The organism is Thermithiobacillus tepidarius DSM 3134, from assembly GCF_000423825.1.
In the GTDB taxonomy this organism is placed as follows: domain Bacteria; phylum Pseudomonadota; class Gammaproteobacteria; order Acidithiobacillales; family Thermithiobacillaceae; genus Thermithiobacillus; species Thermithiobacillus tepidarius.
On record NZ_AUIS01000030.1, the window covers coordinates 1 to 26,943 of the forward strand.

A 26,943-nucleotide genomic window follows, 5' to 3' on the forward strand; every position below is an offset into this window, starting at 1 on the left:
GGTGTCGCCGCTGCGCTGGACGCCGGGGCTGCTGACCGCCTGGCTGGGCGCGAGCTGGTTGCGCTGGAAGCCGACGCCGAAGGCGCCCGGCGCCTGCTGGGCGTCGGACTGCACCAGGCTGCGGTCGCCGGCGTAGAGGCTCGGCCGGTAATCCCAGGCGCCGGAGCGGGTATTGGGCGCCAGGTCGGTCTGGCCGCCGAAGACCTGGGCATTGGTGCCCATCAGGCCGTAGTGGCCGCCCGAGGCGAGGGCGTTGAAGGCGAAGTTGGCGGTGGCGCCGACGGCGGCACCCATTGCGGCAGCGGAGACAGCACTCGTTGCGACACCACCTGTCACAGCCGCCATCATCGCCGGCGCCGCGTAGGCCGCCACGCCCGCCGTCACCGCCACCAGCACCGCGGTGAACACGATCATCGCCAGGCCGGTCCAGCTCGACTTGGTTTCGCTGTGCTGGAAGGACACGTACTCGGCCGACGGCAGGTTGTGGCCCACCCCCTGGCTGATGAAGTTCACCCCCGCCTCCACCACCTGGCCGTTGGGCAGCTTGTACCCCTGCGGCAAGCCCACCCCCACCCCGCTCGGTCAAGCGGGCGACTCCCCGCCCGCCCCGAGTTTCAGCAGCCGCTGAACCCTTTGATCTGCAAGATATTTTTCGGGCAGCGCCGGCGGTGCTGGAGGTGCGGGCTCCGGCTTGCGCGAGGGCTCGGCATGCCGCGCCAGGCGCTGCTGGCGCGCGGCGAACTGGCTGAAGAAAAACTCCCCGGCGCGGGCCTTACGCACGAGCCCGCTGAAATAGAACACGGGGTTCCTGATCGCGCCGCTCCGGAGGCGGCCGACCAACTCGTCGACCAGGTCTTGGTCCAGGGCCGCTTCGAGCCCCGCCTTTGCCAGCATTTCCGCCACGGGCTGGCGCAGCGGCGGCGGAAGCATTCCTAGGTCCAGAGTAGTAGTAGTTTTTTTAAAAAAAACAACATACTCACTACTACTTGTACTACTACAATAACATTGGATCAACCCCTCGTTTTTACGCGGCGCCTCCCGCAAGAGATTGTTTTTGATGAGGTTTTTCAGCGCTTCAGCGACACGGGCCTCTTCTATGCCGGCCTGCCGGGCCGCAACCGCCACCGGCATCCGCACCTCGCCGCCCTCGCTGGCGTTGGCGCACAAAATTGCAAAAAGCAGTTTTTCATCCCCGGGCATGTCGAGATTCAGGATTTCTGCCAAGTTCATGCCGCACCCTCCCCACCAAACAGGCTAAGCTGACCATTATCCTTTTCTGTAATGCTGGACAACTCAGATACTATCTGCCTGACCCGGCGCGGCGTAACATTTAATTCTCCCGCTATTTCATTGGTTGAAAGGGATTGCAGTGCAAGATCAGCAACTTTAAAATGCATAAACGACCAGCTGGCGGCAATCTTAATTATTATTTCTTCGTCGCCCAGATGGTGATCCTGTTCTTCATCCGCGCACGTAACTTCTTTATTTTCATCGAATTCTGCTGCGCAAAGCGGGGCTTGGCGCTGGAGGCGCCGGCGGAGATGGGAAAAAAGGAAGGTTTCCAGGGTGGCCCCGCGATTAGGGTCAAATTTGTGGGCCAGTTCCGCGGCCACCAGGAAGGCTTCTTGGCGCGCGTCTTCAAGGTCAAGATTGTACTTTCTGGCCAGGGTGGCGACGAAAGGGTGACGCATTAATTTTACAGCAAAATCAACAGCTTGCATGTTGCCTCCAACATAAATTGGAGGGCCGAAAATGAAAAACGGCCCAAAAGCGGGCCGGTATCAAAACAAAATCGTAAAATTCTTTAAATTCAATTAAGGTTTGTTTCTTCCAAAGCGAAGGAATGGTTGGCCGGTCGGCCAAGATCATGAATGGCGGGCGCACCTGGCCGACCGACGCGCAGCCGGCCCGTGGCCCTGCGCGTCGGTCGGCCAGGCTGCTTCCCAAAGGAAGCAGCGCCGGCGTGCAAGCCGCCAAAGGGGCGGCGTGAGGATAGGTATTTATTTCGCCGGCGGCCAGCCCGGCAGGTCGCGCAGCCCAATGGGCGGCGCCGGCAACTATCCTTAATTATCCCTTAAAAAACAAAAAAGTCAAGCATCGTCGTGTGGGGGGGTGAATTCCTCCCCGCGGCGATGAGCCAGCATATACTTCCGTAACACGAGGTTGATGCACGTTTGATAACCCCTGCCTTGGGCCCGGAAAAAATTCAGCACATCGGGATCAAGCCGCAAGGTGATCTGCTGCTTACGGCCTGGCCAGACAAGGGCTTCCCTGAAAAACGCCTCTCCCAGCTCGGGAATTTCGGAATAATCGATGTCCTCATCCCGCATGGCGTCAACGCCTCTCCAGTCGGTCTTGGAGGGTTTTTTCAAAGTATGCTTGCTCACGGGTATTCGCCTTCCGTAATGAGATGATCCTAATGGTTCCCTGGGCGCGCTCGGTGTACGCCACCACCATGAGCCGTCCCCGGATATGTCCCATGCCGATATAGCGGTCTTCGCCATAATCCTGCCGAACATCCGAGGCAATGAGCATGAGACCTTCAAACATCTCCCAGGCATCGGCAAAGTCGATGCCGCGTTCCTGGATGTTTTTGATGTTCTTTTGAGGATCCCATTCAAAACGCATAAAGCCATTGTAACGACGACTGTAACTACAGACAAGCGGGCATCAGAAAGGTTCCGGGCGCGGCGCAAGCGCAACTGCTTTTTTAGGCCGCCCCCTGCGGCGCGCCGGCTGGGCTGGGGCTGGGGCTGCGGTTCGCGGCGTTGCGGCCGCGGCATGCTGATCAATCCAAGCTTGCACATCCTGGGGTCGCCAGCGCGGTCCGGCCGTGCCGGGCAGGCGCAGCGGCGGCGGCAACGTGTCGGGCGCCACAGAAAGGCGATTCTGCAGCGTGCGCCGGTGAATGCGCAGAATCCGTGCCAGGTCGTCGATGGTGAGCAGTTCCACATTTCCCCCTTTCATAACCTTTTCAAACGGTTATGCACGGGGGCGGAAATCCGCGTGGCGGGCGGCTGAGCAAGTTTCAAAAGCCCACTGCTTGGGTTAGAATTTTTAAAGACCTGCGCCACGTTTCAGGTGGGATGCGCAGGCGCGACTAGCCCGGAGGAGAGCATGCCCGACCACACCGAGAATCTGGTTCTGGAACACCTCAAGGCGATTCGCACCGATGTCGCGGCGATTCGCGACGAGCTGCGCGAGCTGACCCACCGCACGGGACGAGTCGAGCTCGCGATCGCCGGGCTACGGCGCGACATGGCGCACTTCGACGAGAGCCATGCGGAAATCAGCGTACGCATTGACCGGATGAACGAACGCATCGAGCGCATCGAGCGGCGCTTGGAGTTGCAGCCCTAGGGTCTGCCTGACTGAAAAGCCTAGGGGAACCCCCGAATGAGATACCCAGCGGTTGGGATCTGGGCACTGTCGATGTGGACACGTCCCTGGCCGCCACGCGTGAAAGCAGCACCGCTATGCTGCGGATTTGAGCACCAGGTGCGCCTCAATCTCGTCATAGGAAACGCAGATACCTGTGGGATGGTCCGTCACCAAGCCGATTTCCTTGAGCGCCTGCACATCCGTATGGACGTTCTTCACGTCGCGCCCAAGTGCCCGCGCGAGCGCGCGGATGCTCATCGGTCCCTGCTTCGGTAACACGCTGACCAGCTCCCAGCGTTTGCTGGTAAGTGTCTTCAAGAGGGTTTCCACATCCTCGAAGGTAATGAACTCGCCCTGGGGCGCGCCTGTTTCCCATGCCTGCTGAAAACGCTCGAAGCCTTGCGACAGGCGTTCCACTTGTATGATGACTTTCCTCATGACCTGCCCTCCTCGCGTAGGACGTCTGCCTGGGAATCTGCCAGCAACTGCGCGACTGTGGTAAAGGCATACGACACTGATCACCCTTGCCGCGTACGTTGTCATAGCCACGATCCGCTCGCCACCGCGCCCATAGTAGAGCCGATATTTGTAACCGTAAGCGACTGGGAGCCAAATCCCGAGAGCAGGAACTCCTTGGGACATTTTGGGACAATTTTGGGACACTGACAGCCTAAAAAGGCGGGAAACGCCGTGAACCGTTGTGAATGTATGTTATTGTATTTATTTGTTATTTTTCGGTAAGCCACGGTAACAAAATGCCCAAAAATCCGCCTCCTAAGCGGTAGGCCGCAGGTTCGATTCCTGCCCGGGGCGCCATTCAAGCACAGTCCTGGGCGTCTCAGTCCCGCGCGATTCCCCGCACCTCACGCTGCATCCACTGCCTTGCACCACACGTTCATGGACTCCCAGCCGTTCGGCATGCGGCAGTTGTTGATCAGCCGCCCGGTGAATTCATAGCCGTGCTTGGCAAAGACGCAGTTGATGCCGACCTCGTCGGCGCGGGCGATGCTGTAGAAGTGCCGAATGCCATGCTCCGTCAGCAAGGCGTGCTCCAGCTCGCACAAGAGGCGGCTCATCAGGCCGCGGCCGCGGTCGGCGGGACGCGTCATGCAGTCGGTCAGCTCCGCCGTCATGCGCTGGAAGTCCATCTCCGCCGAGGCCGCCGCCGCCAGCGCGCCGTCGCCGTCGCGGATGATGCGAAAGCAATTGCGGCCGGCGGCGATCTGGCCCTTGATGTAGGCGCCGTGGATCGGCGTGGGATAATCGTCGAAGGTGTCGCGCAGCAGCGCGGCCAGATCCCAGGCATCCTTTTCCACCGCACTCTGGCTGACGTAGCCGGCGGGCAGCGGCTGCCGTTCGACGACCCGGTCCCGGGCCAGTGCCTGCGACAGGGTCCTGGCGTGCCGTGCCGCATGGACGTCGCGGCAGCGGGCGGCGTCGGGATAGATCGTCCACAGGTGGGCGTCGGCGCCATCCCGGAAAAAACCGCGGATGATGGCCTCCTTGCGAAAGCCTTGCTGCAGCCACTGGGCGTAGGCCCCGGCGCGCGCGTAGACCGTGACTTTGGAAAAGACCTCCGTCTCGTGCTTGCCGGCCGCCGCGCGCAGGGCCGGCTGCCCCGCCGCGAATTCGGCGGGGTCGATGTCGTAGAGCTTCATCCGGCGATTGTGGGCGTCGAAGACGGCCTCCCAGCGGCTGCCGTTCACGACCACGTCGGCCAGGTAAGCGCCCTCGTTCCGCTCGCTGCTTGCTGCACAGCGCATCTTTGACCTCCTTGCCGCGCTCAAGCCGGCTGCAGCGCACTCAGGCCGGCTGCCTCGACCGCCTCCTGCACGATGCGCTCGTGCTCCCGCGGCTCGGCCCAGCGCCGGCGCCCTGCCTCCGGCAACAGATGAATCGGATCGAAATACAGGTACACCTTGTCCGGATCGACGGCCGGACTGCGGTAGACGCTGACGCCGGTGAGCTCGTCGTAGTAGTCGTAGCTGTGCACGTCGCGCTTGCCGCCGCCTCCGGGCACGTCGGTCACGAAGGTGGGCGTGTTGAAGCCCGCGGTGCTGCCGCGCACCTGACGCTCCAGCTCGACGGCGGTCTGCACGCGCGTGCGCAGTTCCTCCACGCCCTTGACCATGTCGTGCTGGTACACGTAGTAGGGCTGCACGTTCATGTAGGACAGCTGTCGCACCAGCCGTACCATGGCATCGGCCTCGTCGTTCACGCCGCGGATGAGCACCGACTGGTTGCGCACGGTCATCCCGCCTTGGAAGAGCTTGTGCATGGCCGCACGGGTGATGTCGGTGATCTCGTTGACCGAGTTGAAATGGGTATGGAGCGCGACTTCCTTGCCGAGCTGCCGGCCCATGTCGACTAGGTCAAGCAGGGTGTCCGTCCACGCCGAGTCGCTCAGGATTTTCATCGGCATGACCGCGGGCCCCTTGCTGGCGAAGCGCAGGCGGCGGATGTGCGGGATGCCGAGCAGCGTTTCGCCGATCAGGCGCAGTCGGCTGGCGGACAGGTTGTAGGTATCGCCGCCGGAGATCACCACATCCTCGATTTCCGGGCGCGAGGCCAGATAGGCGAAGGCGGGCTGCCACTCCTTCATGCTGGCGCGGAAAGCGGCGAGCTTGTCGTGGCCGGCCTCGGGACCGATGCTGTAGCTGCGGGTGCAGAAGCGGCAGTACACGGGACAGACGTCCAGCGGCAGGAACAGAGCCTTGTCATGATAGCGGTGCACCAGATTCGGCGTGGGTGCGTCCTGCTGTTCGTTCAAGGAATCGAAGCTCAGCCGAGGGTGATCGGCCAAGCGTCGGGAGGCCGCGGGAATGAACTGGATGCGGATGGGGTCGTCGTAGGGGTTGTCCCAGTCGATCAGGCTCAGCAGATAGGGCGAAATGCGCAGGTTCATGGGCGCTTGGCGCAGGCCGGCACCGACGTCTTCCAGAAAAGCGCGCGGCACCAGCGGCGCGATCAGCTCCTGCAGCTGCTCGATGGTCTGCACGCTGTGCCTGATCTGGAAGCGATGATCGCAGAACTCCGCTTTGGCGACCCGGCGGAAGGCCGGGATGCGGCGCCAGAACTCGGCGTCGAGGAATTCGCGGTGGACCAGCGCTTCGTCATTCACCGGCGCCTTCAGGGCCGGCGGCGCCTCCACGTCGGCCAAATCCTGGAGCAGGGCACTGGCGGTGGACATCTCCAGCGCGTTGGCTGATTCGAGTACCCGATCCTGGCTTTGCGATTGCTTCATGCGTTCTCCTCTTCTGTGCTGGGGAAAGGGCTTGCGTTGCCCGTGTGGAACTCCTTGTGCAAATGGATGCACCGGCGCCGTGCCGGGGAAGGCTATTTGACCTCGCGGTCCAGGGGACCGGTATCCAGCATCGGCGACGCATCGATGTGCCGGGCCTGCATCAACTCCACGATGCGCTGCAGGGACAGCGCGATGGCGGCCTGCTCCAGCTCCGGCAGCTCCGCGAGCGCTTCGGCCAGAGTATCCTGCAACGGCGACGGGGCGCGCAGCGCGAGCGCCCTGCCCTGCTCCGTCGCGCTCACCAGCACCACGCGCCGGTCCCTGGCCTGCCGCTCCCGGCGCACCAGCCCGCGCTCTTCCAGCCGATCCAGGATGCCGACCACCGTGCTGGCGCTCAGGTAGACCTGCTGGCTGAGTGCCGTGGCACTGATCGGCTCGTGCTCGACCACGGCCAGCAGGCAGACCAGCTGCGGCCCGGTGATCTGGTGCAGGGCGGCCAGCTTGCGCGAGTGCAGGTCGATAGCGCGGATGATCTGACGCAGCGATTGCAGGATGCGCAGGTCATAGCGCGCACTTGGAATGGACGGAGCCGGGGCTCCTGTCGTGCCCGTGGGCGCCGGCATGGCCGCCCCGGGTACGTGGGCGTGCTGCTCGTCTTGAATGGACATGCGGACTTCCTGAGGTGCTCCGTTGCGACGGGCAAAAACATCGCATGGAAATTATTTGAGTTGAAATCATTATAGTCGAAAACAAGCCCAAGGTCATCCCGCCCGGGCCGGCGCGGCGCTCTTGAACAGCGCCGCCGATTTGGGCATGGTAAGCTCCCAGTCCGCTCCAGCAGGGGCGATACGGCGTACCGGCCCGCCGTCGCAGCGACGCAGCCATGCTGCAGGCAACGGCCGGCCCCCTATTCCAGTTCACGTTCCAAGCAGGAGATTCCATGCAAGGCACCCGATCCAGCGGCAGCGTCGAGCGTCTGAAGCAGCTCTTCGTCGCCTGGTGGCAGCGGCACGTGCAGGTGGTCGATCAGGCTGCCGTACTCGAGCAGGTGACGGCCCAGGGCGGCCTCAGCCACGGTTATTTCTTTCTGGTCTTCGCCTCCTGCGGCATTGCCACCCTCGGGCTGTTGCTCAGTTCGCCAGCGGTGGTCATCGGCGCCATGCTGGTCGCCCCGCTGATGGGACCCATCGTGCTGTTCGGCTTCGCCATCGCCAAGACGGACGTGGTCCTGGCCAAGCGCAGCGCCTTGGCGCTGGCTTTCGGCGTGCTCGGCGCGCTGCTGGCCTCGATACTCATCGTGAAGCTGTCGCCCTTCATTCCGCCGACGCCGGAGATTCTCGCCCGCACCCAGCCCAACCTTTTCGATCTGCTGGTGGCTATCTTCTCCGGCCTGGTGGCGGGCTATGCGGTGATCCGCCGCCAGGGCGGCGCCATTGCCGGCGTCGCCATCGCCACCGCCCTGATGCCGCCGCTGGCGGTCACCGGCTACGGGCTGGCCACCGGTGCGCTGGACATTTTTCGCGGCGCCTTCTTTCTCTTTCTGACCAACATGCTCGCCATTGCCTTCAGCGTCGCCTTCATGGCGATCTGGTACGGCTTCGGCCGGCTGTACACGTCCCGGCCGCTGCTGTGGCAGACGATCATCGCGGGCTTCGTGCTGGCCCTGCTGTCGGTGCCCCTGGTGCGCACCCTGGAGGACAGCGTGCGCACCACGCGGGTGAGCAAGCAGGTCGAGGACGTGCTGCGCGCCGAGGTGCTGGCCAGAAAGGCGGCGCTGACCAGCCTCAACATCAACGTGAGCAAGCAGGGACAGATCGGAGTGACGGCGGTGGTGCTGACGCCGCGCTACGAGCAGGGCTTCCAGGGCCAGATGAAGCGCAAGCTCGAACAGTCCCTGGCGCAACCGGTGCAATTGTCCCTGCACCAAATCCTGGAAGGGCGCGCCACCCTGCAGGCCCAGGACAACAGCGCGCGCCTGCGGGCTCTGCTGCAGCAGCAGGACACGGCGGTGGCCCAGGCGGAGATGGAAAAGCGCCTGCGCGCCGCCATCCCGTTTCCGGTGGCGCTCGGCGAAGTGGACGAGCGGGCGCACCGGGCCGGCTTCCTGATCGCCGCGGACTATGGCGGCGACCTGCGTACCCTTTGGGCCCTGGAACGCCATCTGCGCACCCAGTATCCTGATTGGCAGATCAGCATCATTCCGCCCCCGCGCCCACTGGAACCGATCCCCTTCGAGCACGCCTCGGCGGCCCTGTCGCCCGCCGGCCGGGCGGCGCTCGAACTGGATCTGTGGGCCCTGAACCGCTGGGGAGTGCGCGCCGTGCGCAACGTCGGCCAAGGCAGCCTCAACGAAAACGGCCGCAAGACGCCGGAGCTGGCCATGGCCCGCGCCGAAACCGTGGCCGCGCTGCTCAGGCAGGCCGGCCTGCAGGTGTCCATGGCAGTGGATTATCCGAGCGCCGAGCAGCGCCGCAAGGAAGAGGAGCAAGGCGCGGCCGCCTACCGGGTCGCGCTGCTGTACCCGCACAATCTGGAGCCGGGCGAGGCGCCATCGACCTCGCCGGCGCCGGTCAGCGTCGTGCCCGCCCGCCACTGACGGCAGCGGCGACGGTCGGGGCAGGATTCGCAAAGCGTCGCGTCATTCAGGAGGATAAGATTGGATTTTCTAAGCCAACTGGGTTTCTTGAAAGAGATCTATTACGGCAACACGCTCGGCGTGTGGCTGACGGCCCTGCTGGTCGGGGTGCTTTCCTATGTGCTGATGAGCCTCCTGCAGAGGATGCTGGTCAAGCGCCTGGCCAGGATGTCGGCCGGCACCCGCACGGATCTGGATGACTTCGCGGTCACCATCATCAAGAACGCCAAGTTCTTCTTCCTTTTCGCCATTTCCCTCTATCTGGCCTCGCTGGTGCTGACCCTGCCCGCCGACAAGGCGCGCATCGTCGCCACCATCGGCATCATCTCCTTCCTGATCCAGGTGGCCATCTGGGGCAACCACTTCATCACCTTCCTGGCCAACCGCCACATCCAGGACCGCATCGCCGAGGACGGCGGCGCCGTCACTACCCTGCAGGCCCTCAGCATCGTGGGCCGGATCCTGCTGTGGACGGTGATCGCCCTGCTGGCCCTGGACAACGTGGGCGTGGATGTGACTGCGCTGGTGGCGGGCCTGGGCATCGGCGGCGTGGCGGTCGCCCTGGCGGTGCAGAACATTCTCGGCGACCTCTTCGCCTCCCTGTCCATCGTGCTGGACAAGCCCTTCGTCATCGGCGACTTCATCATCGTCGGCGACAAGATGGGCACGGTCGAGCACATTGGCCTGAAGTCGACGCGGGTGCGCAGCCTGTCCGGCGAGCAGATCGTGTTCTCCAATTCGGAGCTCCTGAAGGGGCAGATCCGCAACTACAAGCGCATGTTCGAGCGGCGCGTGGTGTTCAACTTCGGCGTGGTCTACCAGACCCCGCACGCGCAACTGGCGCGCATCCCGGGCATGGTGCGCGAACTGGTGGAGGCACAGCGGCCGACCCGCTTCGACCGCGCCCACTTCAGCGCCTTCGGCGACTCCGACCTGCGCTTCGAGGTGGTCTACTTCGTCCTGAGCCCCGATTACAACCTGTACATGGATATCCAGCAGGCCATCAACCTGGGGCTCTTCAAGCGCTTCGAGGAAGAGGGCATCCAGTTCGCCTATCCGACCCGCACCCTCCATGTGGAAACGCTGCCGGCGCCCAAAGCCGCCCTGCTGCCGGCGACGTCGGCCCCAGCGGGCAAAGCGCAAGCCCAGGCTACCTGAGCCGCCCGACGGGCAGGAGATACAGGGGCTCCTCGGCGGCGGGCAGGCCGAGCACCCGCCGCACCCGATCGTCGTCGAAGGCACCGACGGCCACGGTGCCGAGGCGCAGGGCAGCCGCCTGCAGGTAAACGTTCTGGGCGGCGTGCCCCGCCTCCAGGTGCACGTAGCGCTGCCCGCGCTGGCCGTACTTCCGCGTCGTACGCGCATAATCCGCCGCCAGCACGAGCACCATCGCGCTCCCCGCGACCGCGGCCTGGCCCAAAGCAGCGGCGGCCAGAGCGGCGCGCCGATCGCCATCGCGCACCTTCGCCAACGCGTGATCCCGGGAGAGATAGCGATAGACGCCGGGCGGCAGGTCCCGCACCCGGCCGGCGACCAGGTACAGTTCGAGGGGATAAAGCGCGCCGGCGGAAGGCGCGGTCCGGCCGCCGGCCTCATTGCGGCCTTGCGCCGCCCACAGAAGCTGGGCGGCTTCGGCCAGGCTCAGGGGCGCGGGCGCGCAATCCCGGACCGAATGCCGCTCGGCCAAGGCGCGCTCCACGCTCATCCCGCCATCCAAGCGCGCTGCCGGCAACTGCACCCGGCCAACATCATCTGCGGGTGCGGCGTGGCTCGCCGCCGCCCACGCCAGGAAAATGAGCAGGAGGATGCCCAGCCTGGCGCAAACCGCCCGGATGATCCGGTCCATGGCATCCCGCCGGCGGCCGGCGCAGCCGCTGCCACACCAAGCAGACGGCAGGAACCGGCTTAGACGCGGTCCTCGAGGCCCTTGACCCCTTCCTGATGAGCGCAGTTGGCGCAACAGTAGATGGTGCCGTTCGCCTCCACCCCATGCCCGACCACTCTGCAGCCGCAGTGGGCGCAACTGGGCGCCAGGCTGTGGATCGCGCACTCGAAGCTGTCGAAGGTGTGCGAGTGACCGTCCATGGTCACCGTAAAGGCCTTGTCGTAGTCGTTGCCGCACATTTCGCATCTCGCCATGGCTTCACCTCTCGTTGGCTGGGTCCTGCGACTGGCCGGCACAGGGCTTTTGCAGGACGAAACGGATTCGGCTTGCCGGATCACCTTAGCACGGCCAAAGCGCCGCCGTATCCAACGAAGAGATTAGCCCCGCAACTCGGCATTCCACGTTCGGTGGATGGCAGCGGCAGGCCGCGCCTGCCAGACTCGGGGAGTACCAGGAGGAGACGCCATGGCCATTGCCGATGCCCTTCCCAGGAAGAAACCCAGCCTGCTCCGCCAGCTCGGGCCCGGCCTCATCACCGGTGCTTCGGACGACGATCCGGGCGGCATCGCCACCTACTCCCAGGTCGGCGCCCAGTTCGGCTATCAGATGCTGTGGACGGCCTGGTTCCTGTACCCGCTCATGGGCGGCATCCAGGAGATCTGCGCCCGCATCGGCCGGGTCACCGGCCATGGCATCGCCGGCAACATCCGCCGCCATCATTCCCCCTGGCTGCTCTACGGCACCGTCGCCCTGCTCCTGCTGGCCAACGTGATCAATCTGGGCGCCGACATCGGCGCCATGGGCGCGGCGCTGCACCTGCTGATCGGCGGTCCCATGTTGCTCTACGCGGCGCTCTTCGCCATCGTTTCGGTGCTGCTGCAGGTTTTCATGCACTTCGAAAGCTACACCCGCGTCCTGAAGTGGCTCACTCTCGCCCTCTTCGCCTACGTGGGCACCGCCTTTGCGATCCGCATCGACTGGGGGCAGGTGCTGCACGGATTCCTGGTGCCGACGGTGATCTTCCGCAGCGACTACCTCATGGGCCTGGTGGCGCTCTTCGGCACCACCATCAGCCCCTATCTCTTCTTCTGGCAGGCTTCCCAGGAGGTGGAGACGCAGCGGGAAACCCCCGGCGAAGAGGCGCTGCGCAAGGCGCCCCGCCAAGCCCCGGCCCAACTGCAGCGCATCCGCATCGATACCTACGTCGGCATGGCCTTTTCCAACCTCATCGCCTTCTTCATCATGCTCACTGCGGCCGCCACCCTGCACGCCCACGGCGGCACGCAGATCCAGACCGCCACCCAGGCCGCCGAGGCCCTGCGGCCGGTGGCCGGGCAGTTCGCCTTTCTGCTCTTCAGCCTGGGCATCATCGGCACCGGCCTCCTGGCCGTGCCGGTGCTGGCGGGCTCGGCGGCCTACGCCGTGGGCGAGGCCCTGAAATGGCCGGTGGGGCTGGCGCGCCGGCCGCTGGAAGCCAAGGGGTTCTACGGCATCATCGCCGCCGCCACCTTCGTCGGCGTGGGCTTCGATTTTCTCGACATCAACCCCATCCAGGCGCTCTACCTGAGTGCCGTGCTCAATGGCCTGGTGGCCGTGCCCATCATGGTGCTCATGATGCGCATGGCCATGCGGCCGAAGATCATGGGCCGCTTCGTGCTGCCGCCCCGGCTGCTGATCGTCGGCTGGCTGGCCACGGCGGTGATGGCGGCGGCCGCCGTGGCCCTGATCCTCAACTGGCTGGCCTGAGCAATAGGCAGCTAGCGCAGGGTCCGGCGCTCGGCCACGCGCTCGGCGCAGGGCGTGGCGGCGTTGCCCAGCCAGGCGTCCCACTGCCCGTGATCGGCCAGATCCACGCCGGCCGCCTTGGCGTGTGCCTGCAGCAAGGCTTGCAGATCATGCAGGAGCGCGCTGTCCATGAGCTCCAGGTGGGCGGTCAGCTGGGCGTGCAGCAGCCGGTAGACGAGCTTCAGCTCGTCCAGGGAATAGTCTTCCAGCGAAGCGGACATGAGGCCTCCTCCATCAAGTGATGGAACAGGCGGGACGCAGCCATCGGCAAATGGTAAAATACCGGGCTTCGTAATCCACCTGTTCCGGGACACGCGTTTTGATTTCAACCGCCAACATCACCATGCAATTCGGGGCCAAGCCCCTCTTTGAAAACGTATCGGTCAAATTCGGCGACGGCAACCGCTACGGCCTCATCGGCGCCAACGGCTGCGGCAAGTCCACCTTCCTCAAGATCCTCGGCGGCGAGCTGGAGCCCAGCGCCGGCAACGTCAGCATCGATCCCGGCGAACGCCTGGGCAAGCTGCGCCAGGACCAGTTCGCCTTCGAGGACTACCGGGTGCTGGACACGGTCATCATGGGCCACGCCGAACTGTGGGAGGTCAAGCGCGAGCGCGACCGCATCTACGCCCTGCCGGAGATGAGCGCCGAGGACGGCATGCGGGTGGCGGACCTCGAAGTGCGCTTCGCCGAGCTGGACGGCTACACGGCCGAATCGCGCGCGGGCGAGCTGCTGCTCGGCGTCGGCATCCCCCTGGAGCTGCATGACGGCCCGATGAGCGCCGTGGCGCCGGGCTACAAGCTGCGCGTGCTACTGGCCCAGGCCCTCTTCGCCGACCCGGACATCCTGCTCCTGGACGAGCCCACCAACAACCTGGACATCAACACCATCCGCTGGCTGGAAGGCGTGCTGAACGAACGCGACAGCACCATGATCATCATCTCCCACGATCGCCACTTCCTGAACAGCGTCTGCACCCACATGGCCGACCTGGACTACGGCGAGATCCGCATCTACCCCGGCAACTACGACGACTACATGCTCGCCTCCACCCAGGCGCGCGAGCGCCAACTGGCCGACAACGCCAAGAAGAAGGCGCAAATCGCCGAGCTGCAGCAGTTCGTCAGCCGCTTCTCCGCCAATGCCTCGAAGGCGCGGCAGGCCACCTCGCGGGCGCGCCAGATCGAGAAGATCAAGCTCGAAGAAATCAAGCCGTCCAGCCGGGTCAACCCCTTCATCCGCTTCGATCTGGACGAGAAGGAAAAGCTGCACCGCATGGCCCTGGAAGTGCGCGAACTGAGCAAGGGCTACGACAAGCCGCTGTTCAGCGGCCTGAAGCTGCTGCTGGAGGCCGGGGAACGGCTGGCCGTCATCGGTCCCAACGGCATCGGCAAGACCACCCTGCTGCGCACGCTGGTGGGCGAGCTGACGCCCGACCACGGCACCGTCAAATGGTCGGAAAAGGCCCATATCGGCTACTTCGCCCAGGATCACGCGGCCGATTTCGACTCGGACCTGACCCTCTTCGAGTGGATGCAGCAGTGGGCGCGGCCCGGCGACGACGAGCAGGTCATCCGCGGCACCCTGGGGCGCCTGCTCTTCTCCGGCGACGAGGTGAAAAAGCCGGTGCGGGTGCTGTCCGGCGGCGAGCAGGGCCGCATGCTCTTCGGCAAGCTGATCCTGCAGCGCCCCAACGTGCTGGTCATGGATGAACCCACCAACCACCTGGACATGGAATCCATCGAGTCCCTCAACCTGGCCCTGGAAAAATACGCCGGCACGCTGATCTTCGTCAGCCACGACCGCGAATTCGTGTCCAGCCTGGCCACCCGCATCATCGAGCTGACGCCGGCGGGCGCGGTGGAATACGTGGGCAGCTACGAGGACTATCTGCGCAGCCAAGGCCTCGCCTGACCCGCACGGCCGCTGCCGGGGCGCGCGGCGCCCCGGCTCAGCCCTCCTCTTCCGTGCCGATGGTGAACATGGCTTCCAAGTCATGGCGGGAATGGACGCGGAAGGCGATGAGGGTTTCCGAATTGAGAATACCCTCCACCTGCCGCAGCCGGTTGGTCACCAGCTCCGCCAGGCTGTCGTTGTCCCGCACCCGGATGATCGCCACCAGGTCGTAGCGGCCGGCCACCGAATAGACCTCGCTGATGCCCGGCATCTCCGCCAGCTGCTCGGCCACCGCGTTCACCTTGTCCCTTGCCACCGTCAGCATCACCAGCGCGTTCACCATGGGTTTCTCCTTTCCGTTTGTCCTGTCTGCATCCGGTCGCCCGTCAGGCGCGACGATAGCTGCTGCATTGCCAATAGCCGCTGCGCGGCAGCGCGGGCCCGCGCCAGCCGCGCTTTTTGAGTTCTGTGGCGACAAAAGCGTTGAAAATCAAGTGGCCGACCAGCATGACCGTGTCCGTCCGCTGGGCCTGCTCGATCAGCAACGCGGCGGCACGCTGCGCCCGCGTCCGCACCGCGCGCCAGGACTCCGCCCCCGCCGGCAGGCCCAGCAGCCACAGGGCGGGCGCCAGCGCCCCCCAGGTGCGGGGCCCGAGCCGCACGCCCTCCATAAAGGCGCTGCCCAGCCCCGCCTCCCGAAAGAGCGGGTCCACCAGCAGCGGCGCTCCGGCGCACAGGCAGCGGGCGGATTCCAGGGTTCGGCGCAAATCGCTCGTGACCAGAAGCCCAAGCTCCCGCAACGGGCCCTGCTGGCCTGCCTGCGGCGCGGGACAGCCGGCAATGCCGCTGGCCTCGTAGGCGCGCGCCCAGGCCGAGAACGGCTGCCGGCTGCGCGGAGCCGCGGCAAAGAGCGCCGACCGCCCGTGTCTTGCGAGAATGATTTCCATGACCCGTCCAGAACCCGGCACGATGCGCCACAGCATACCCGTTCGCGCCGCCCCGCTGAAGGGGCCGTACGGCTTGGAGTCCGCCCCCCGGACATGCGATGATATGCGCCCTTGGCTAAATCGTGAGGGCGGCATGGGTGCACAGATCATTGACGGCAAATCCATAGCGGCGTCGATCCGCGCGGAAGTGGCGGAGCGCGTGGCCGAATTTGCGGCGCGCCACGGACGAACGCCCGGGCTGGCGGTGGTGCTGGTCGGCGACAATCCCGCCTCGGAGGTCTACGTGCGCAGCAAGCGCAACAGCTGCGAGGAGGTGGGGATCGCCTCCTTCGCCCACGACCTGCCCGCGGAAACGTCCGAGGCGCAGCTGCTCGATCTCATCCAGCAGCTCAACGACGACCCGCGGGTGGATGGCATCCTGGTGCAACTGCCCCTGCCCCGCCACATCGATGCCGAGGCCATCATCGAGGCGGTGCGCCCGGACAAGGACGTGGACGGCTTCCATCCCTACAACGTCGGCCGCCTGGCCCTGCGCCTGCCGCAACTGCGCCCCTGCACGCCGCGCGGCATCATGCGCCTGCTGGAGCACACCCAAGTACCGGTCAAGGGCACCCACGCCGTGGTGGTCGGCGCCTCCAACATCGTCGGCCGGCCCATGGCCTTGGAACTGCTGCTGGCCGGCGCCACCGTCACCGTGTGCCACCGCTTCACCCAGGACCTGGCCGGCTTCGTCGGCCAGGCGGACATCCTGGTGGCGGCGGCGGGCAAGCCCGGGCTGATCCGCGGCGAGTGGATCAAGCCGGGCAGCGTGGTCATCGACGTGGGCATCAATCGAACTGCCGAGGGCAAGCTCGTCGGCGACGTGGACTTCGACGCCGCCGCCGCGCGCGCTGGCTGGATCACCCCGGTCCCCGGCGGGGTCGGCCCCATGACCGTCGCCACCCTGCTGCTCAACACCCTGGAAGCGGCCGAAGGGCACGTCTAGCCGAAGCGCCCCAGCCGGGCAGCAGCCGCCGGCGTGCCACGGCACATCATCCCGAGCCCATCGCCACACCCGAGCCATCCGCACGCCCTCGCTCTGCCCGCTCCCGAACAGAGGGGCGCCGTGCCATCGATGTAGCGAACCAAGCCGCGCAGATTCACGGACCGTGGGAGCGGGCTTGCCCGCGATCCACTGTGCCGATAGGCCAGCAATCGCGAGCCAGCTCCCTCCTACAGCCGGTGGCGACAGCGGGGGTCAGGGATTGCCTTTGCCGTTTCCACCCCGTTGTCCCGTCGAGTTGCGCGAGCCACAGGCGAGAGCAGCCCACGGGAGTGGCAAAACGACCAGCGGGAGTTTACCGCTGCGCTTTCGGATCCTGCGGATCCTCATGAAGCGGGCGCTGCCCGTTTCCGCGAGCCGCAGGCGAGAGCGAACGCAATGAGCGGCAAAGCAGGTTGCCGCCGGGCAATCCCCGACACCCAACTACCGGCGGGCGCCAGCCCGCTCAAAAACTCAGCCAACCCACCCTACCCCCGCGGATGATGCCGCCGATGCAGCTCCTTCAAGCGCGCCCGCGCCACGTGGGTATAGATCTGCGTCGTGCTCAGGCTCTGGTGGCCCAGCAGCAGCTGCACCGTGCGCAGGTCCGCGCCGTGGTTCAGGAGGTGGGTGGCGAAGGCGTGGCGCAGGGTGTGGGGGGAGATTTCCGTTGCGATGCCGGCGGCCCGGGCGTAGTGGCGGATCTGCTGCCAGAAGCGCTGGCGCGTCATGGCCGTGGCGGAACGCGTCACGAACAGGGCTTGGCAGAGGCGTCCCTTCAGCAGCACGGGGCGCGCCTCGTCGAGATAGCGCTGCACCGCCAGGGCGGCCACCTCTCCCAGCGGCACCAGGCGCTCCTTGCGTCCCTTGCCGAAGATCAGCAGCACGCCGGCATCCAGATTGAGCTGCTGCAGCGGCAGCGCCACCAGCTCCGATACCCGCAGCCCGGTGGCGTAGAGCAGCTCCAGCATCGCCAAGTCGCGCAGCCCCAGGGGCGTGCTGGGGTCGGGCGCCTGCAGCAGGCACTCCACCTCCGCCTCGCTCAGGCTCTTGGGCAGGCTGCGGCCCAGCTTGGGGGCCTCCAGCAGGAGACTGGGATCGGCCTCGATCATGCCCTCGCGCAGCAGGTAGCGATAGAAGCGCCGCATGCTGGACAGGCCGCGCGCCGTGCTGCGGGCCGCCGCGCCGCGCAGCAGCTGCTCGCTCAGAAAGGCCAGCAGCTCGCCGCGGCCGGCCGCCTGCAGCGTCGCGCCGCGGTCCTGCAGGAAGGTGGCCAGCGCGCGCAGGTCCTGCCGGTAGGCGCTCAGCGTGTTGGCACTCAAATTGCGCTCCAGCCACAGGGCATCCAGAAAGCGCTCGATGAGCGCTTCCGTTTCCGGGCTCAGCACCGGCGCCAGCCGGGCGGGATCAGAGGCCATCGCGCAGGGCGCCTTCATGGCGCAGGAGCCAGGTCTTCCGCTCCAGTTCCTGGCCCTGAACCGCCCCGCTGTAGCCGCCCAGGCCGTGAGCCGCGACGACCCGATGGCAGGGAACCAGGATGGCCAACGGATTGGTGCGGCAGGCTTGACCGACGGCGCGGGCGCTGGTGCCGAGCTCGCGCGCCAGCTCACCGTAGGTGCGGGTCTGCCCCGGCGGAATGGCGCGCAGGCTCGCCCACACGCGCCGCTGGAACGGGGTGCCCGCCGGCGCCAGCGGCAGAGCCGCCATCAGCCCGTCGGCCTGGGCCGGGCCATGCGGCCCGCTGAAATAGCTTTGCAGGGCGGCGAGCGCCTGTTCGGCGAGGGGGGAAGGCTTGTCTGCGGCGGCCGGCGGCGGTTGCGCCGCGCCGTAATCCAGGGCGGTCAGGGCATGGCCGTCGTCGTGGAGGACCAACGGGCCGAGAGGTGAGGCAAACACCTGGACGCGGCGCCCGCCGCCGCGCCCTGCTCGATCGTGCCGGCCGGCCTTACGCGTCTCCATAGAGGCGCAGAGGCACCAGGGCGTTGACCCAGGCCAGGGGACCGGCCGCCAGATCCATGGCTTGGCGAGCCTGCACCCAGACGGGCCAAAAGAGCGGAGCGTTCTCCCGCGTCCCGACCACCTCGGCCAACTCCAGCAGCCACTCCTCGAAGCGGCCGCTGCGCAGGCTGTGCAGACCCGCCTGCCAGCTGAGCAACGGGCCTTGGATGGTCCCGCCGTCGGCCGCCTGGTAGGCGTGCAGCAGGGCGGTGTAGTCCGGCCAGCGGGGATCGGGCGTCCAGCCGGCCAGCTCGAAGACCTGCACCGCCGCGGCAAAAAAGGCACGGCGGGCCAAACGCCGGCTCGGATGGTGCATCTTGAGCAAAGCCGCCAGGCGCAGATAGATGCGGGCCAGGCGCTGGCACTCCTCGCCGTCCGGCACCCCGCGCTCGAGGATGAGCAGCGCCATGGCCAGCAGGAGCTGGCGCATGCCGGCCACCGGCTCGTCGCCCAGGGCGCGGATGCGCTGCAGGAAGGCGGAGAGATTGCGCGCGCGCAGGGACACCAGCAGCGGCGTCTGGGTATCCGGATCGCCGCTGGCGCGGCCTTCCGGCACGACGACGGCGGCGCCCGCGGGGGACTGGAAATGCAGGAATACGGCAGTCAGATAGACGGCGGTGAAAGCCTCCGCATCCAGCGCCGTCTCCAGGTCCGCCACCGCGTCGGCAAAAATGAGGCGTTGCCCTTCACGGAAATTGTCGGCGCAGACCTGGGTCTGCAGACGCCGGACCAGGAGCCGGCGCGGCTCGCTCTCCCCGGCCATGCTGCGGCCCAGCAGGGCCACGCCCTGGAGATCCTTGCGCTCCAAGGCCTGGTTGAGCAGGTCCAGCTCCACGTCCATGGGCTGCGGCGCGGGGTAGACGGCGTAATTGGGCCACGCTGCCGCCGCGTCTTGCGGCAACCGATCCAGCACCGCCAGCCTGGCCAACAGGACGTGGCGCAGCAGTGCGGCCGGCATGGCCGCCCCATGGCCGGCCAGGATCAGCAGGTCGAGCCAGGCATGCCAGATCTCATCCCCCGGCGGCCGGTGCAGCAGGCGCGGCGCAAAAACCGACAGGGCGTCCGCGAGGACACCCTGTCGCGAGGAAGACGCTTCCAAGGCCTGGCGCTGCTGCGCCGGGTCCATGTCCCGCCACTGCCGCAGCGTGAGCGTCTGGGGTACCGCCTGGGACATACAGGCAGCCGGCGCTCAGCCCAGCTTTTCCTTGATGCGGGCGGCCTTGCCGCTCAGGTCGCGCAGGTAGTAGAGCTTGGCCCGGCGCACGTCGCCGCGGCGCTTCACCTCGACCTTGTCGATCATCTTGGAGTGCAGCGGGAACACGCGCTCCACGCCCTCGCCGTTGGAAATCTTGCGCACGGTGAAGGAGGAATCGAAGCCGCGGTTGCGGCGGGCGATGCACAGCCCTTCGAAGATCTGGATGCGCTCGCGGTCGCCTTCGCGCACGCGCACGTGCACGGCCAGCGTGTCGCCGGGGGCGAAGGTGGGAATGTCGCTGCGCATCTGTTCCTGGTTCAACTGATCAATGATGTTGCTCATGGCTCTCTCCTTAAAATCCACCTGTCGAGGCCGGCTGTGCCGTGCTCCCGCCCGTATCCGGCGACCTCGTGTTACTGCGAAATCTCGTCTTTCCCGCGCTCCTGCCGGTATTCGGTCAGCAACGCCTCTTCCTGCGGCGTCAACTCCCGCCGCGCCAGGAGATCCGGGCGCCGCTCCCAGGTCCGTCCCAGCGCCTGCTTGTGTCGCCATCGGGCGATGCGGGCGTGGTCGCCGGACAGCAGCACCGCCGGCACCGCCCGTCCATCCAGCAGCTCGGGCCGGGTGTAATGCGGGCAGTCCAGCAGCCCGGCGCTGAAGGAATCCTGGGCGGCCGACTCCTGGTGCCCCAGGGTGCCCGGCAGGAGCCGGCTCACCGCGTCCATCAGCACCAGCGCCGGCAGCTCACCGCCGGACAGCACGTAGTCGCCGATGGACCACTCCTCATCCACGGCGGCCTCGATCACCCGCTCGTCGACGCCTTCGTAGCGCCCCGCCAGCAGGATCAGGCCCGGCCGCCGCGCCAGATCCTCCACGGCCCGCTGATCCAGGGGCCGGCCCTGGGGCGAGAGATAGACGATCGTCGCCTCCGGGTTCGCCGCCTTGGCGGCGGCGGTGGCGGCCAACAGCGGCTCCGCTTTCATGACCATGCCCGGCCCGCCGCCGAAGGGGCGGTCATCCACGGTGCGATGGCGGTCGCTGGTGAAATCGCGCGGATTCCAGCACTGCACGGCAATGCGGCCCTGCTGCATCGCCCGCCCCACCACGCCCTCGCTGAGCACGGCCTGCACCACGCCGGGGAAAATCGTAATGACGTCGAAGCGCATCCGGAACCCCTGTCCGTCCTCTTCAGCGGTCCCGCTGCCAAATTCACGGCGCGGGCAGGAACGGCTTTCCATAGCACCGCCCCCGCGCCCGCCCGCTCCTCGGCAGGAGGAATGTTGCGCCTGCCGCTCGCGCAGCGGCTAGTAGTCCAGCTGCCAGTCCGCCTCCAGGCGGCCCGCCGCCAAGTCCACCGCCTGCACCACGGTGTACGGGATCAGGATCTCGCTGCCGTCCACGGCGCGCACCACCAGCACGTCATTGGCGCCGGTCTCGAAAAGGTGATCCACCTGGCCCAGATGCTGGCCCTGCGGATTGTAGACCTGCAGCCCTTCCAGCTGCGACCAGTAGTACTCGCCCGGCGGCAGCGGCGGCAACTGCTCCCGGGGCACCGCGATGGTCTGGCCGAGCAAGGCGCGCGCCTGCTCGCGGTCCACGACGCCTTCCAGTTGCGCCACCAGCGTCTTGCCCTGCTGGCGGCCCATGGCCACCCGGTAGGGCCGCCAGTCCCGCCCCTGCTGCAGCCACCACTGCGGGTAGCGCAGGATGTCGGCGCGCGCGTCGGTGAAGGAATACACCTTCACCATGCCGGCCACGCCATACAGGCCCTCGATGCGCCCAAGCACAACCCAGGCGGCATCCGCGGGCGTCGCCGCGCTCATGGCAGGGTCAGGCGCCGGCCTTGATGCCTTCCGCCTTCAGGAAATTGGCCACGGTATCCGAGGGCTTGGCGCCCTGGCTCAGCCAGTACTGGATGCGCTCCTTGTCCAGGCGCAGCTCGCTGGGCTTGGCCACGGGGTTGTAGAAGCCGACGCGCTCGATGAAACGGCCGTCGCGGGCATTGCGGCTGTCCGCCACGACGATGTTGTAGAAAGGCCGCTTCTTGGCGCCGCCACGAGCCATGCGAATGGTAACCATGAATCCGTTTTCTCCCGAAAATAAGCAAAACTGGTGCGGTCTTGCCCGCCGCCGATCGGCGGGCCCGTGTAAATCGCGCATTTTACCCTGAAGCGGGCCGGAATTGAAAGCCCGCCGTGCGTGCCTCAGAACATGCCGCGGCCCGGCAGCATGGCCTTGGGATTGAAGCGGCCCATGAGCTTGCCCAAACCGCCCTTGCCCAGCTTCTTCATCACGCGCTGCATCTGATCGAACTGCTTCAGCAGCTTGTTGACCTCCTGCACGTTGGTGCCGGAGCCCATGGCGATGCGCCGCTTGCGCGAGCCTTTGATGATATGGGGATAGCGCCGCTCCTGCGGGGTCATGGAGTTGATGATCGCCTCCAGGCGCTTGAACTGCTTGTTGTCCTTCATCTGCGCCATCACTTCCGGCGGCACCTCGCCCATGCCCGGCAGCTTGTCCAAGAGGGACGAGACGCCGCCCAGCTTCTCGATCTGGCGCAACTGCTCGCGGAAGTCCTCCAGGTCGAAGCCCTTGCCCTTCTTGAGCTTCTCGGCCATCTTCACGGCCTGCTCCTGGTCCACCTGGCGCTGCACGTCCTCCACCAGGGTGACGATGTCGCCCATGCCCAGGATGCGGGAGGCGACGCGGTCGGGATAGAAGGGCTCCAGGGCGCCGGTCTTTTCGCCGATGCCCAGGAACTTGATGGGCTTGCCGGTGACGGCGCGGATGGACAGGGCCGCGCCGCCGCGGGCGTCGCCGTCGGTCTTGGTCAGGATGACGCCGGTGAGCGGCAGGGCCTCGTTGAAGGCCTTGGCGGTGTTCACCGCATCCTGGCCGGTCATGCTGTCCACCACGAAGAGGATCTCGGCCGGGTTCAGGGTCTTGGAGAGATCCTGGATTTCCGCCATCAGCCGCTCGTCGATGTGCAGGCGACCGGCCGTGTCGACGATGAGCACGTCGAAGCCGTGCCGGCGCGCATGCTCCAGCGCGCCCTGGGCGATGGCGACGGGCGGCTGGTCGGGCCGGCTGGGGAAGAACTCCACGCCCACCTCACCGGCCAGGGTCTTGAGCTGGTCGATGGCGGCCGGACGGTAGACGTCGGCGCTGACCACCAGCACCTTCTTGCGCTCGCGCTCGCGCAGCCAGCGCCCCAGCTTGGCCACGGTGGTGGTCTTGCCGGAACCCTGCAGGCCGGCCATCAGTACCACCGCCGGCGGCCGGACGCTCAGGTGCAGGCTGTCGTTGGCGTCGCCCATGAGATGGGTGAGCTCGTCGTTGACGATCTTGACGAAGACCTGCCCCGGGGTCAGGTTCTGCATGACCTCCTGGCCCAGGGCCCGCTCGCGCACCTTGGCGATGAAGTCCTTGACCACCGGCAGCGCCACGTCGGCTTCCAGCAGCGCCATGCGCACCTCGCGCAGGGCGTCCTGGATGTTCTCCTCCGTCAAGCGGCCCTGGCCGCGCAGGTTCTTGAAAGTCTGGGTCAGCCTTTGAGTAAGATTTTCAAACATGGACCATGTCTTCCGGCAAGCGTGAATCGACTTATTTTAAGGGAAACGGCCGCGCGGGAACAGCGCGCGGCGGCTTGATCTGGGGGCGCCAAAAAAGCGATGATAGCGCCACAAACCACCAGAGTCCGTGCACAAAATCATGCAAGTCTCCCTGCTTTGGCTACAATTGGGCGCCCTGCTCGCCTACCTGGGCGTTACCTGGCAGGAATACCGCCGCGTGCGCCTGCAGCGCGTGCCGACGCGCCGCCAGCTCCTGCCCCTGGGCACCCTCGCCGTCGCCCTGCACGGCGCCGCCCTCTTTCCGCAGTTGATCCTGCCCAGCGGCGCCCTGAATCTGAATCTGGGCCTGTCCCTGTCGCTCTTCGCCTGGATCGTCGCGCTGGTGCTGCTGATCGCCAGCGCCTGGCGGCCGCTCGCCATTCTGGGCCTGGGAGTGATGCCGGCCGCCGCCGTGGTGCTGCTGGGGCAGGCTCTCTTCTCCGGCGGGCCGACGGTGCCCATCCGCGTGACGGACAACCCGCTGCTCTTCGGCCATATCCTGGTGTCCACCACCGCCTACGCCCTGCTCACCCTGGCGGCGGGGCAAGGGGTGCTGCTGTGGATCCAGGACCGCAGCCTGCGGCTCAAGCGCTTCGGGCCCAGCTTCCGCTTGCTGCCGCCGCTGCAGGACATGGAGGAAGTGCTGTTCCAGATCATCTGGACGGGCTTCGTGCTGCTGAGCCTGAGCCTGCTGAGCGCCACGCTCTTCGCCGACCGCATCTTCGGCCGCCCCTTCGTCTGGGACCACCACACCGTGCTGTCCCTGGTCGCCTGGCTGGTCTTCGCCATCCTGCTCCTGGGCCGCGCCCGCTGGGGCTGGCGCGCCCGCACTGCGGTGGGCTGGACCCTGTCCGGCTACGGGATCATCCTGCTGGCCTATTTCGGCGTGAAGATCGTGCTGGAGTTCATCCTGCAGCGTCCTTCTTGAGCCCGGCGAAGACCCGCTGCGCCAGGCGCAGGTCTTCCAGCGCCTTGCGCTTGTCCAGCGGGCTGCGCAGCAGGTAGGCCGGATGATAGGTGACGATGAGCGGGATGCCCTCATACGTGTGGGGCCGGCCGCGCAGCTGGCCCAGCGACGTGGTCGCGTGCAGCAGGCTCTGCACCGCGAAGCGGCCGAGGGCGACGATGATGCGCGGCTTGATCAGCGCCACCTGCCGCTTCAGATACGGCTCGCACTGCTGCACCTCGTAGCCGAGCGGATCACGGTTGTTCGGCGGCCGCGACTTCAGCACGTTGGCGATGTAGACGTTGTCGCCGCGCTTGAGATCCACGGCCTGCAACATGGCGTCCAGCAGCTTGCCCGCCCGGCCCACGAAGGGCTCGCCGCGCTTATCCTCCTCCGCTCCCGGCGCCTCGCCGACGAAGAGCCACTCGGCGTGGCGGTCGCCCACGCCGAAGACCGTCTGGGTGCGGGTCTGGTAGAGGGGGCAGGCGCAGCAGCGCGCCACGGTGGCCTCCAGCGTCTCCCAGTTCATGCGCGCGATCATCCCGGCGCGATCCGGGGCATCGGGCTTGCTGGCCGCCTCGGCGGCCGCCAGGTCGACGGCGCCCAGGGCCGCAGCCGGCTTGGCTGGCGCAGGCGCGCCGGCTTGCGGGTCTGCCGCTTTGGACTGCCGCTCCCACTCGGCCAAGGGCCCCTCCGGATTCACCGTCCACAAGGGATCCAGCTCCAGGGCCTTCAGGTAATCGGCCCGGCGTTTCGGATCGTGCGTTTTCCTGGTCATGGCCGAATGGTAGTCGAGGAACGGCGGCCTGCCAAGGGAAACACTGCCTTAACCGCTTAGGAAGCGCGAGCAGGGCCAAAGTTCCGGCAATGCCCGCTTGACCCGCGGGAGATCGTCCCTGTAGAATGTCGCCTCCTCGGGTGGTTAGCTCAGCGGGAGAGCATTGCCTTCACACGGCAAGGGTCGCAGGTTCGATCCCTGCACCACCCACCAATTCCCCGTTTCCGGCCCTCCTGACCGGTCACAAAAAGCCCCTCAAACCCGCATGAATGCTCACATGCGGGTTTTTTCTTGTGCGCGCCATGTTGCATTCAGTGCCTTGACAGAGCGCTCAGGACGAAAAAAATGCCCCCATTCACTGAGATGACCGTCCGCAATGCCAAGCCCCGCGCCAAGACCTACCGCCTCGCCGATGAGCGCGGCATGTATCTGGAGATCAGTTCTAGCGGTGGCAAGTACTGGCGCTGGAAGTACCGGTACGACGGCCGGGAGAAACGCCTCGCCCTCGGGGTGTACCCGGATGTTGGTCTGCGTGCCGCGCGGGATCGCCGGGATGAGGCCCGGCGCCTGCTGGCCAACGGGATTGATCCGGGCGCGCAGCGCAGGGCCCCGAGAAGGCGGCCAGGATCGAGGCCGCCGCCAACAATTTTGAGGCAGTGGCGCGCGAGTGGCACGCCAGGTTTCGGTCTGGCTGGACCGAATCCAATGCAGAAAAGGTCCTAACCCGCCTAGAGAAAGACGTGTTTCCCTGGCTCGGTGACCGTCCTATCGGCCAGATCACGCCACCTGAGTTGCTGGAGGTCGTCCGCCGCATCGAGCGCCGCACGCTGGACACCGCCCACCGCGCATTGCAGACCTGCGGGCAGGTTTTTCGTTATGCCATCGCCACGGGGCGGGCGGATCGGGACATCGCCGCCGATCTCCGGGGCGCGTTGCCGCCGGTCCGAAAACGGCATTTCGCTGCCATCACCGATCCGGCGGGCGTGGGCGGTTTGCTTCGCGCCATCGATGGGTTTACCGGGACGTTCGTGGTCGCCTCGATCCTGCGACTGGCGCCCTTGGTGTTCCTGCGACCTGGCGAACTGCGGCAGGCGGAGTGGCGGGAATTTGATCTGGATGCCGTCCTCTGGTCCATTCCGGGGCCACGGATGAAAATGAAACAGCCTCACATTGTTCCGCTTTCCACTCAGGCGGTTGCCATCCTGCGGGACCTACATTGCCTGACCGGGCGCGGTCGGTTTGTGTTTCCAGGGGCTCGGTCCGACAAGGTGCCCCTGTCTGAAGCGGCCATCAATGCCGCCCTGCGCCGAGTGGGATACGCTAGGGTCTGTTCTCAATCAAGCCAACCAGACGATGGAACAAGCCAGATGGACGAACGACAGGAAGGAGTGGGCGAGCTTGTCGTAACGCGTGGCGATGCGTCTGAATTGCTTGATGCGAGCGAAGAAACGCTCGATCAGATTGCGGCTCTTGTAGATATGCCGGTCGAACGAGCGGGGGTTGAGTCGGTTGGAACGCGGCGGGATTACCGCCTGACCGCCCTGCGTCGTAATTGTTTCGACGAAGGCATCCGAATCGTAGCCCTTGTCGGCCACGATGAATTCGGCCGGCTGATCCTGG

At 66.3% G+C, this 26,943-nt stretch carries 33 protein-coding genes, 2 tRNA genes and 1 pseudogene; 12 read left to right on the forward strand and 24 right to left on the reverse strand.

From position 1 onward, the window contains the following. The 5 genes from G579_RS17370 to G579_RS19360 all read right to left on the reverse strand — a co-directional run. On the reverse strand, positions 1 to 561 hold a 561-nt coding region (locus G579_RS17370; protein WP_155989843.1), incomplete at its 3' end, for a hypothetical protein. A gap of 21 nt (positions 562 to 582) precedes the next feature. Continuing rightward, complete coding sequence (locus G579_RS0112015; RefSeq protein WP_028990379.1) at positions 583 to 1,230, reverse strand: hypothetical protein; 648 nt, start codon at positions 1,228 to 1,230, stop codon at positions 583 to 585. Further along, a complete protein-coding gene (locus tag G579_RS18725) occupies positions 1,227 to 1,721 on the reverse strand; it encodes a sigma factor (protein WP_081662767.1) in 495 nt (164 codons plus the stop codon). Before G579_RS18725 ends, G579_RS0112015 begins: the two co-directional genes overlap by 4 nt. A gap of 369 nt (positions 1,722 to 2,090) precedes the next feature. Then, a complete protein-coding gene (locus G579_RS17375; RefSeq protein ID WP_211218732.1) occupies positions 2,091 to 2,387 on the reverse strand; it encodes a BrnA antitoxin family protein in 297 nt (98 codons plus the stop codon). Further along, positions 2,335 to 2,589, reverse strand: coding sequence for a BrnT family toxin (locus tag G579_RS19360; protein WP_230973849.1), 255 nt, complete (start codon positions 2,587 to 2,589; stop codon positions 2,335 to 2,337). The genes G579_RS17375 and G579_RS19360 overlap by 53 nt, the downstream gene beginning before the upstream one ends. On the opposite strand from G579_RS19360, the gene G579_RS19535 reads away from it, so the two are divergent. Next, the gene (locus G579_RS19535) at positions 2,473 to 3,021 is read left to right on the forward strand and encodes a hypothetical protein (protein ID WP_155989845.1); all 549 of its coding nucleotides are present in this window, start codon (positions 2,473 to 2,475) and stop codon (positions 3,019 to 3,021) included. The two genes, G579_RS19360 and G579_RS19535, sit on opposite strands and share 117 nt — an antisense overlap. A 96-nt stretch (positions 3,022 to 3,117) precedes the next feature. Next, the gene (locus tag G579_RS0112035) at positions 3,118 to 3,360 is read left to right on the forward strand and encodes a hypothetical protein (RefSeq protein WP_028990383.1); all 243 of its coding nucleotides are present in this window, start codon (positions 3,118 to 3,120) and stop codon (positions 3,358 to 3,360) included. 114 nt (positions 3,361 to 3,474) lie between these two features. Here the strand turns inward: G579_RS0112035 and G579_RS0112040 are convergent, their stop codons facing one another. Then, positions 3,475 to 3,819 carry an HVO_A0114 family putative DNA-binding protein gene (locus G579_RS0112040; RefSeq protein ID WP_028990384.1) on the reverse strand — a complete coding sequence of 115 codons (345 nt, stop codon included), beginning with the start codon at positions 3,817 to 3,819 and terminating at the stop codon, positions 3,475 to 3,477. Positions 3,820 to 4,122: 303 nt separating this feature from the next. On the opposite strand from G579_RS0112040, the gene G579_RS0112045 reads away from it, so the two are divergent. Further along, positions 4,123 to 4,197, forward strand: a tRNA-Ser gene (locus tag G579_RS0112045). 47 nt (positions 4,198 to 4,244) lie between these two features. Here the strand turns inward: G579_RS0112045 and ablB are convergent. The 3 genes from ablB to G579_RS0112060 all read right to left on the reverse strand — a co-directional run bounded on the left by ablB (position 4,245) and on the right by G579_RS0112060 (position 7,293). Further along, positions 4,245 to 5,144 (reverse strand): putative beta-lysine N-acetyltransferase, encoded by a 900-nt coding sequence (gene ablB, locus G579_RS0112050; protein WP_028990385.1) that lies wholly within the window; start codon positions 5,142 to 5,144, stop codon positions 4,245 to 4,247. 20 nt (positions 5,145 to 5,164) lie between these two features. Beyond that, positions 5,165 to 6,625, reverse strand: a complete 1,461-nt coding sequence (locus G579_RS0112055; RefSeq protein ID WP_211218733.1) for a KamA family radical SAM protein — start codon at positions 6,623 to 6,625, stop codon at positions 5,165 to 5,167. 92 nt (positions 6,626 to 6,717) lie between these two features. After that, on the reverse strand, positions 6,718 to 7,293 hold the full coding sequence (locus G579_RS0112060) for a MarR family winged helix-turn-helix transcriptional regulator (protein ID WP_211218734.1): 576 nt from the start codon (positions 7,291 to 7,293) through the stop codon (positions 6,718 to 6,720). 272 nt (positions 7,294 to 7,565) lie between these two features. Between G579_RS0112060 and G579_RS17380 the strand changes: the two genes are divergently transcribed. Both G579_RS17380 and G579_RS17385 read left to right on the forward strand, forming a co-directional pair. Continuing rightward, a complete protein-coding gene (locus G579_RS17380) occupies positions 7,566 to 9,221 on the forward strand; it encodes a DUF389 domain-containing protein (RefSeq protein WP_051181547.1) in 1,656 nt (551 codons plus the stop codon). A gap of 60 nt (positions 9,222 to 9,281) precedes the next feature. Next, positions 9,282 to 10,418: a mechanosensitive ion channel family protein gene (locus G579_RS17385; protein ID WP_211218735.1), complete on the forward strand. Its 1,137-nt coding sequence runs from the start codon at positions 9,282 to 9,284 to the stop codon at positions 10,416 to 10,418. Here the strand turns inward: G579_RS17385 and G579_RS0112075 are convergent. Continuing rightward, a complete protein-coding gene (locus G579_RS0112075) occupies positions 10,411 to 11,106 on the reverse strand; it encodes a SagB/ThcOx family dehydrogenase (RefSeq protein WP_155989847.1) in 696 nt (231 codons plus the stop codon). The two genes, G579_RS17385 and G579_RS0112075, sit on opposite strands and share 8 nt — an antisense overlap. 59 nt (positions 11,107 to 11,165) lie before the next feature. Continuing rightward, on the reverse strand, positions 11,166 to 11,399 hold the full coding sequence (locus tag G579_RS0112080; protein WP_028990389.1) for a hypothetical protein: 234 nt from the start codon (positions 11,397 to 11,399) through the stop codon (positions 11,166 to 11,168). Positions 11,400 to 11,610: 211 nt separating this feature from the next. Between G579_RS0112080 and G579_RS0112085 the strand changes: the two genes are divergently transcribed. Further along, positions 11,611 to 12,891, forward strand: coding sequence for an NRAMP family divalent metal transporter (locus tag G579_RS0112085; protein ID WP_028990390.1), 1,281 nt, complete (start codon positions 11,611 to 11,613; stop codon positions 12,889 to 12,891). 11 nt (positions 12,892 to 12,902) lie between these two features. On the opposite strand, the gene G579_RS17390 is transcribed toward G579_RS0112085, so the two are convergent. Beyond that, on the reverse strand, positions 12,903 to 13,151 hold the full coding sequence (locus tag G579_RS17390) for a hypothetical protein (RefSeq protein WP_051181549.1): 249 nt from the start codon (positions 13,149 to 13,151) through the stop codon (positions 12,903 to 12,905). Between the two features lie 98 nt (positions 13,152 to 13,249). On the opposite strand from G579_RS17390, the gene G579_RS0112095 reads away from it, so the two are divergent. Then, positions 13,250 to 14,845 (forward strand): ABC-F family ATPase, encoded by a 1,596-nt coding sequence (locus G579_RS0112095; protein ID WP_028990391.1) that lies wholly within the window; start codon positions 13,250 to 13,252, stop codon positions 14,843 to 14,845. Between the two features lie 37 nt (positions 14,846 to 14,882). Here G579_RS0112095 and G579_RS0112100 read toward each other — a convergent pair whose 3' ends face one another. After that, on the reverse strand, positions 14,883 to 15,170 hold the full coding sequence (locus tag G579_RS0112100) for an Lrp/AsnC family transcriptional regulator (protein WP_028990392.1): 288 nt from the start codon (positions 15,168 to 15,170) through the stop codon (positions 14,883 to 14,885). A 43-nt stretch (positions 15,171 to 15,213) separates the two neighbouring features. After that, entirely contained in the window at positions 15,214 to 15,774 is a 561-nt protein-coding gene (locus tag G579_RS17395) for a histidine phosphatase family protein (protein ID WP_051181552.1), read from the reverse strand. A 133-nt stretch (positions 15,775 to 15,907) separates the two neighbouring features. On the opposite strand from G579_RS17395, the gene folD reads away from it, so the two are divergent. After that, a complete protein-coding gene (gene folD, locus G579_RS0112110) occupies positions 15,908 to 16,759 on the forward strand; it encodes a bifunctional methylenetetrahydrofolate dehydrogenase/methenyltetrahydrofolate cyclohydrolase FolD (RefSeq protein WP_028990393.1) in 852 nt (283 codons plus the stop codon). A 524-nt stretch (positions 16,760 to 17,283) separates the two neighbouring features. On the opposite strand, the gene xerD is transcribed toward folD, so the two are convergent. The 8 genes from xerD to ffh form a co-directional block, all read right to left on the reverse strand. After that, positions 17,284 to 18,213 (reverse strand): site-specific tyrosine recombinase XerD, encoded by a 930-nt coding sequence (xerD, locus tag G579_RS0112115; protein WP_051181558.1) that lies wholly within the window; start codon positions 18,211 to 18,213, stop codon positions 17,284 to 17,286. Further along, positions 18,203 to 18,754 carry a methylated-DNA--[protein]-cysteine S-methyltransferase gene (locus tag G579_RS19540; RefSeq protein WP_081662770.1) on the reverse strand — a complete coding sequence of 184 codons (552 nt, stop codon included), beginning with the start codon at positions 18,752 to 18,754 and terminating at the stop codon, positions 18,203 to 18,205. Before G579_RS19540 ends, xerD begins: the two co-directional genes overlap by 11 nt. After that, complete coding sequence (locus tag G579_RS17400; RefSeq protein ID WP_051181554.1) at positions 18,741 to 19,967, reverse strand: hypothetical protein; 1,227 nt, start codon at positions 19,965 to 19,967, stop codon at positions 18,741 to 18,743. The genes G579_RS19540 and G579_RS17400 overlap by 14 nt, the downstream gene beginning before the upstream one ends. Before the next feature lie 15 nt (positions 19,968 to 19,982). Next, positions 19,983 to 20,330, reverse strand: a complete 348-nt coding sequence (gene rplS / locus G579_RS0112130) for a 50S ribosomal protein L19 (protein ID WP_028990396.1) — start codon at positions 20,328 to 20,330, stop codon at positions 19,983 to 19,985. Between the two features lie 71 nt (positions 20,331 to 20,401). After that, the gene (gene trmD, locus G579_RS0112135) at positions 20,402 to 21,154 is read right to left on the reverse strand and encodes a tRNA (guanosine(37)-N1)-methyltransferase TrmD (protein ID WP_028990397.1); all 753 of its coding nucleotides are present in this window, start codon (positions 21,152 to 21,154) and stop codon (positions 20,402 to 20,404) included. Between the two features lie 138 nt (positions 21,155 to 21,292). Then, the gene (rimM, locus tag G579_RS0112140; RefSeq protein WP_028990398.1) at positions 21,293 to 21,811 is read right to left on the reverse strand and encodes a ribosome maturation factor RimM; all 519 of its coding nucleotides are present in this window, start codon (positions 21,809 to 21,811) and stop codon (positions 21,293 to 21,295) included. A 7-nt stretch (positions 21,812 to 21,818) separates the two neighbouring features. Beyond that, positions 21,819 to 22,067 (reverse strand): 30S ribosomal protein S16, encoded by a 249-nt coding sequence (rpsP, locus tag G579_RS0112145; RefSeq protein ID WP_028990399.1) that lies wholly within the window; start codon positions 22,065 to 22,067, stop codon positions 21,819 to 21,821. 125 nt (positions 22,068 to 22,192) lie between these two features. Further along, positions 22,193 to 23,560 (reverse strand): signal recognition particle protein, encoded by a 1,368-nt coding sequence (gene ffh / locus G579_RS0112150; protein WP_028990400.1) that lies wholly within the window; start codon positions 23,558 to 23,560, stop codon positions 22,193 to 22,195. 139 nt (positions 23,561 to 23,699) lie between these two features. Between ffh and G579_RS0112155 the strand changes: the two genes are divergently transcribed. After that, the gene (locus G579_RS0112155) at positions 23,700 to 24,527 is read left to right on the forward strand and encodes a cytochrome C assembly family protein (protein WP_155989848.1); all 828 of its coding nucleotides are present in this window, start codon (positions 23,700 to 23,702) and stop codon (positions 24,525 to 24,527) included. Here the strand turns inward: G579_RS0112155 and G579_RS17405 are convergent. Next, positions 24,505 to 25,323 carry a uracil-DNA glycosylase gene (locus tag G579_RS17405; protein WP_038019827.1) on the reverse strand — a complete coding sequence of 273 codons (819 nt, stop codon included), beginning with the start codon at positions 25,321 to 25,323 and terminating at the stop codon, positions 24,505 to 24,507. The two genes, G579_RS0112155 and G579_RS17405, sit on opposite strands and share 23 nt — an antisense overlap. 138 nt (positions 25,324 to 25,461) lie before the next feature. Between G579_RS17405 and G579_RS0112165 the strand changes: the two genes are divergently transcribed. From G579_RS0112165 to G579_RS19740, 3 genes and pseudogenes are all read left to right on the forward strand, one after another. After that, positions 25,462 to 25,536, forward strand: a tRNA-Val gene (locus tag G579_RS0112165). A gap of 150 nt (positions 25,537 to 25,686) precedes the next feature. Next, positions 25,687 to 26,046 carry an Arm DNA-binding domain-containing protein gene (locus tag G579_RS19735; protein WP_408033224.1) on the forward strand — a complete coding sequence of 120 codons (360 nt, stop codon included), beginning with the start codon at positions 25,687 to 25,689 and terminating at the stop codon, positions 26,044 to 26,046. Further along, positions 25,980 to 26,585, forward strand: a pseudogene (locus G579_RS19740) (tyrosine-type recombinase/integrase); the annotation flags it as partial. The gene G579_RS19735 and the pseudogene G579_RS19740, both read left to right, overlap by 67 nt. A gap of 75 nt (positions 26,586 to 26,660) precedes the next feature. Here G579_RS19740 and G579_RS0112175 read toward each other — a convergent pair. Beyond that, positions 26,661 to 26,943: IS5 family transposase (locus G579_RS0112175; RefSeq protein WP_028990403.1), on the reverse strand; the 283-nt coding region annotated here is incomplete at its 5' end.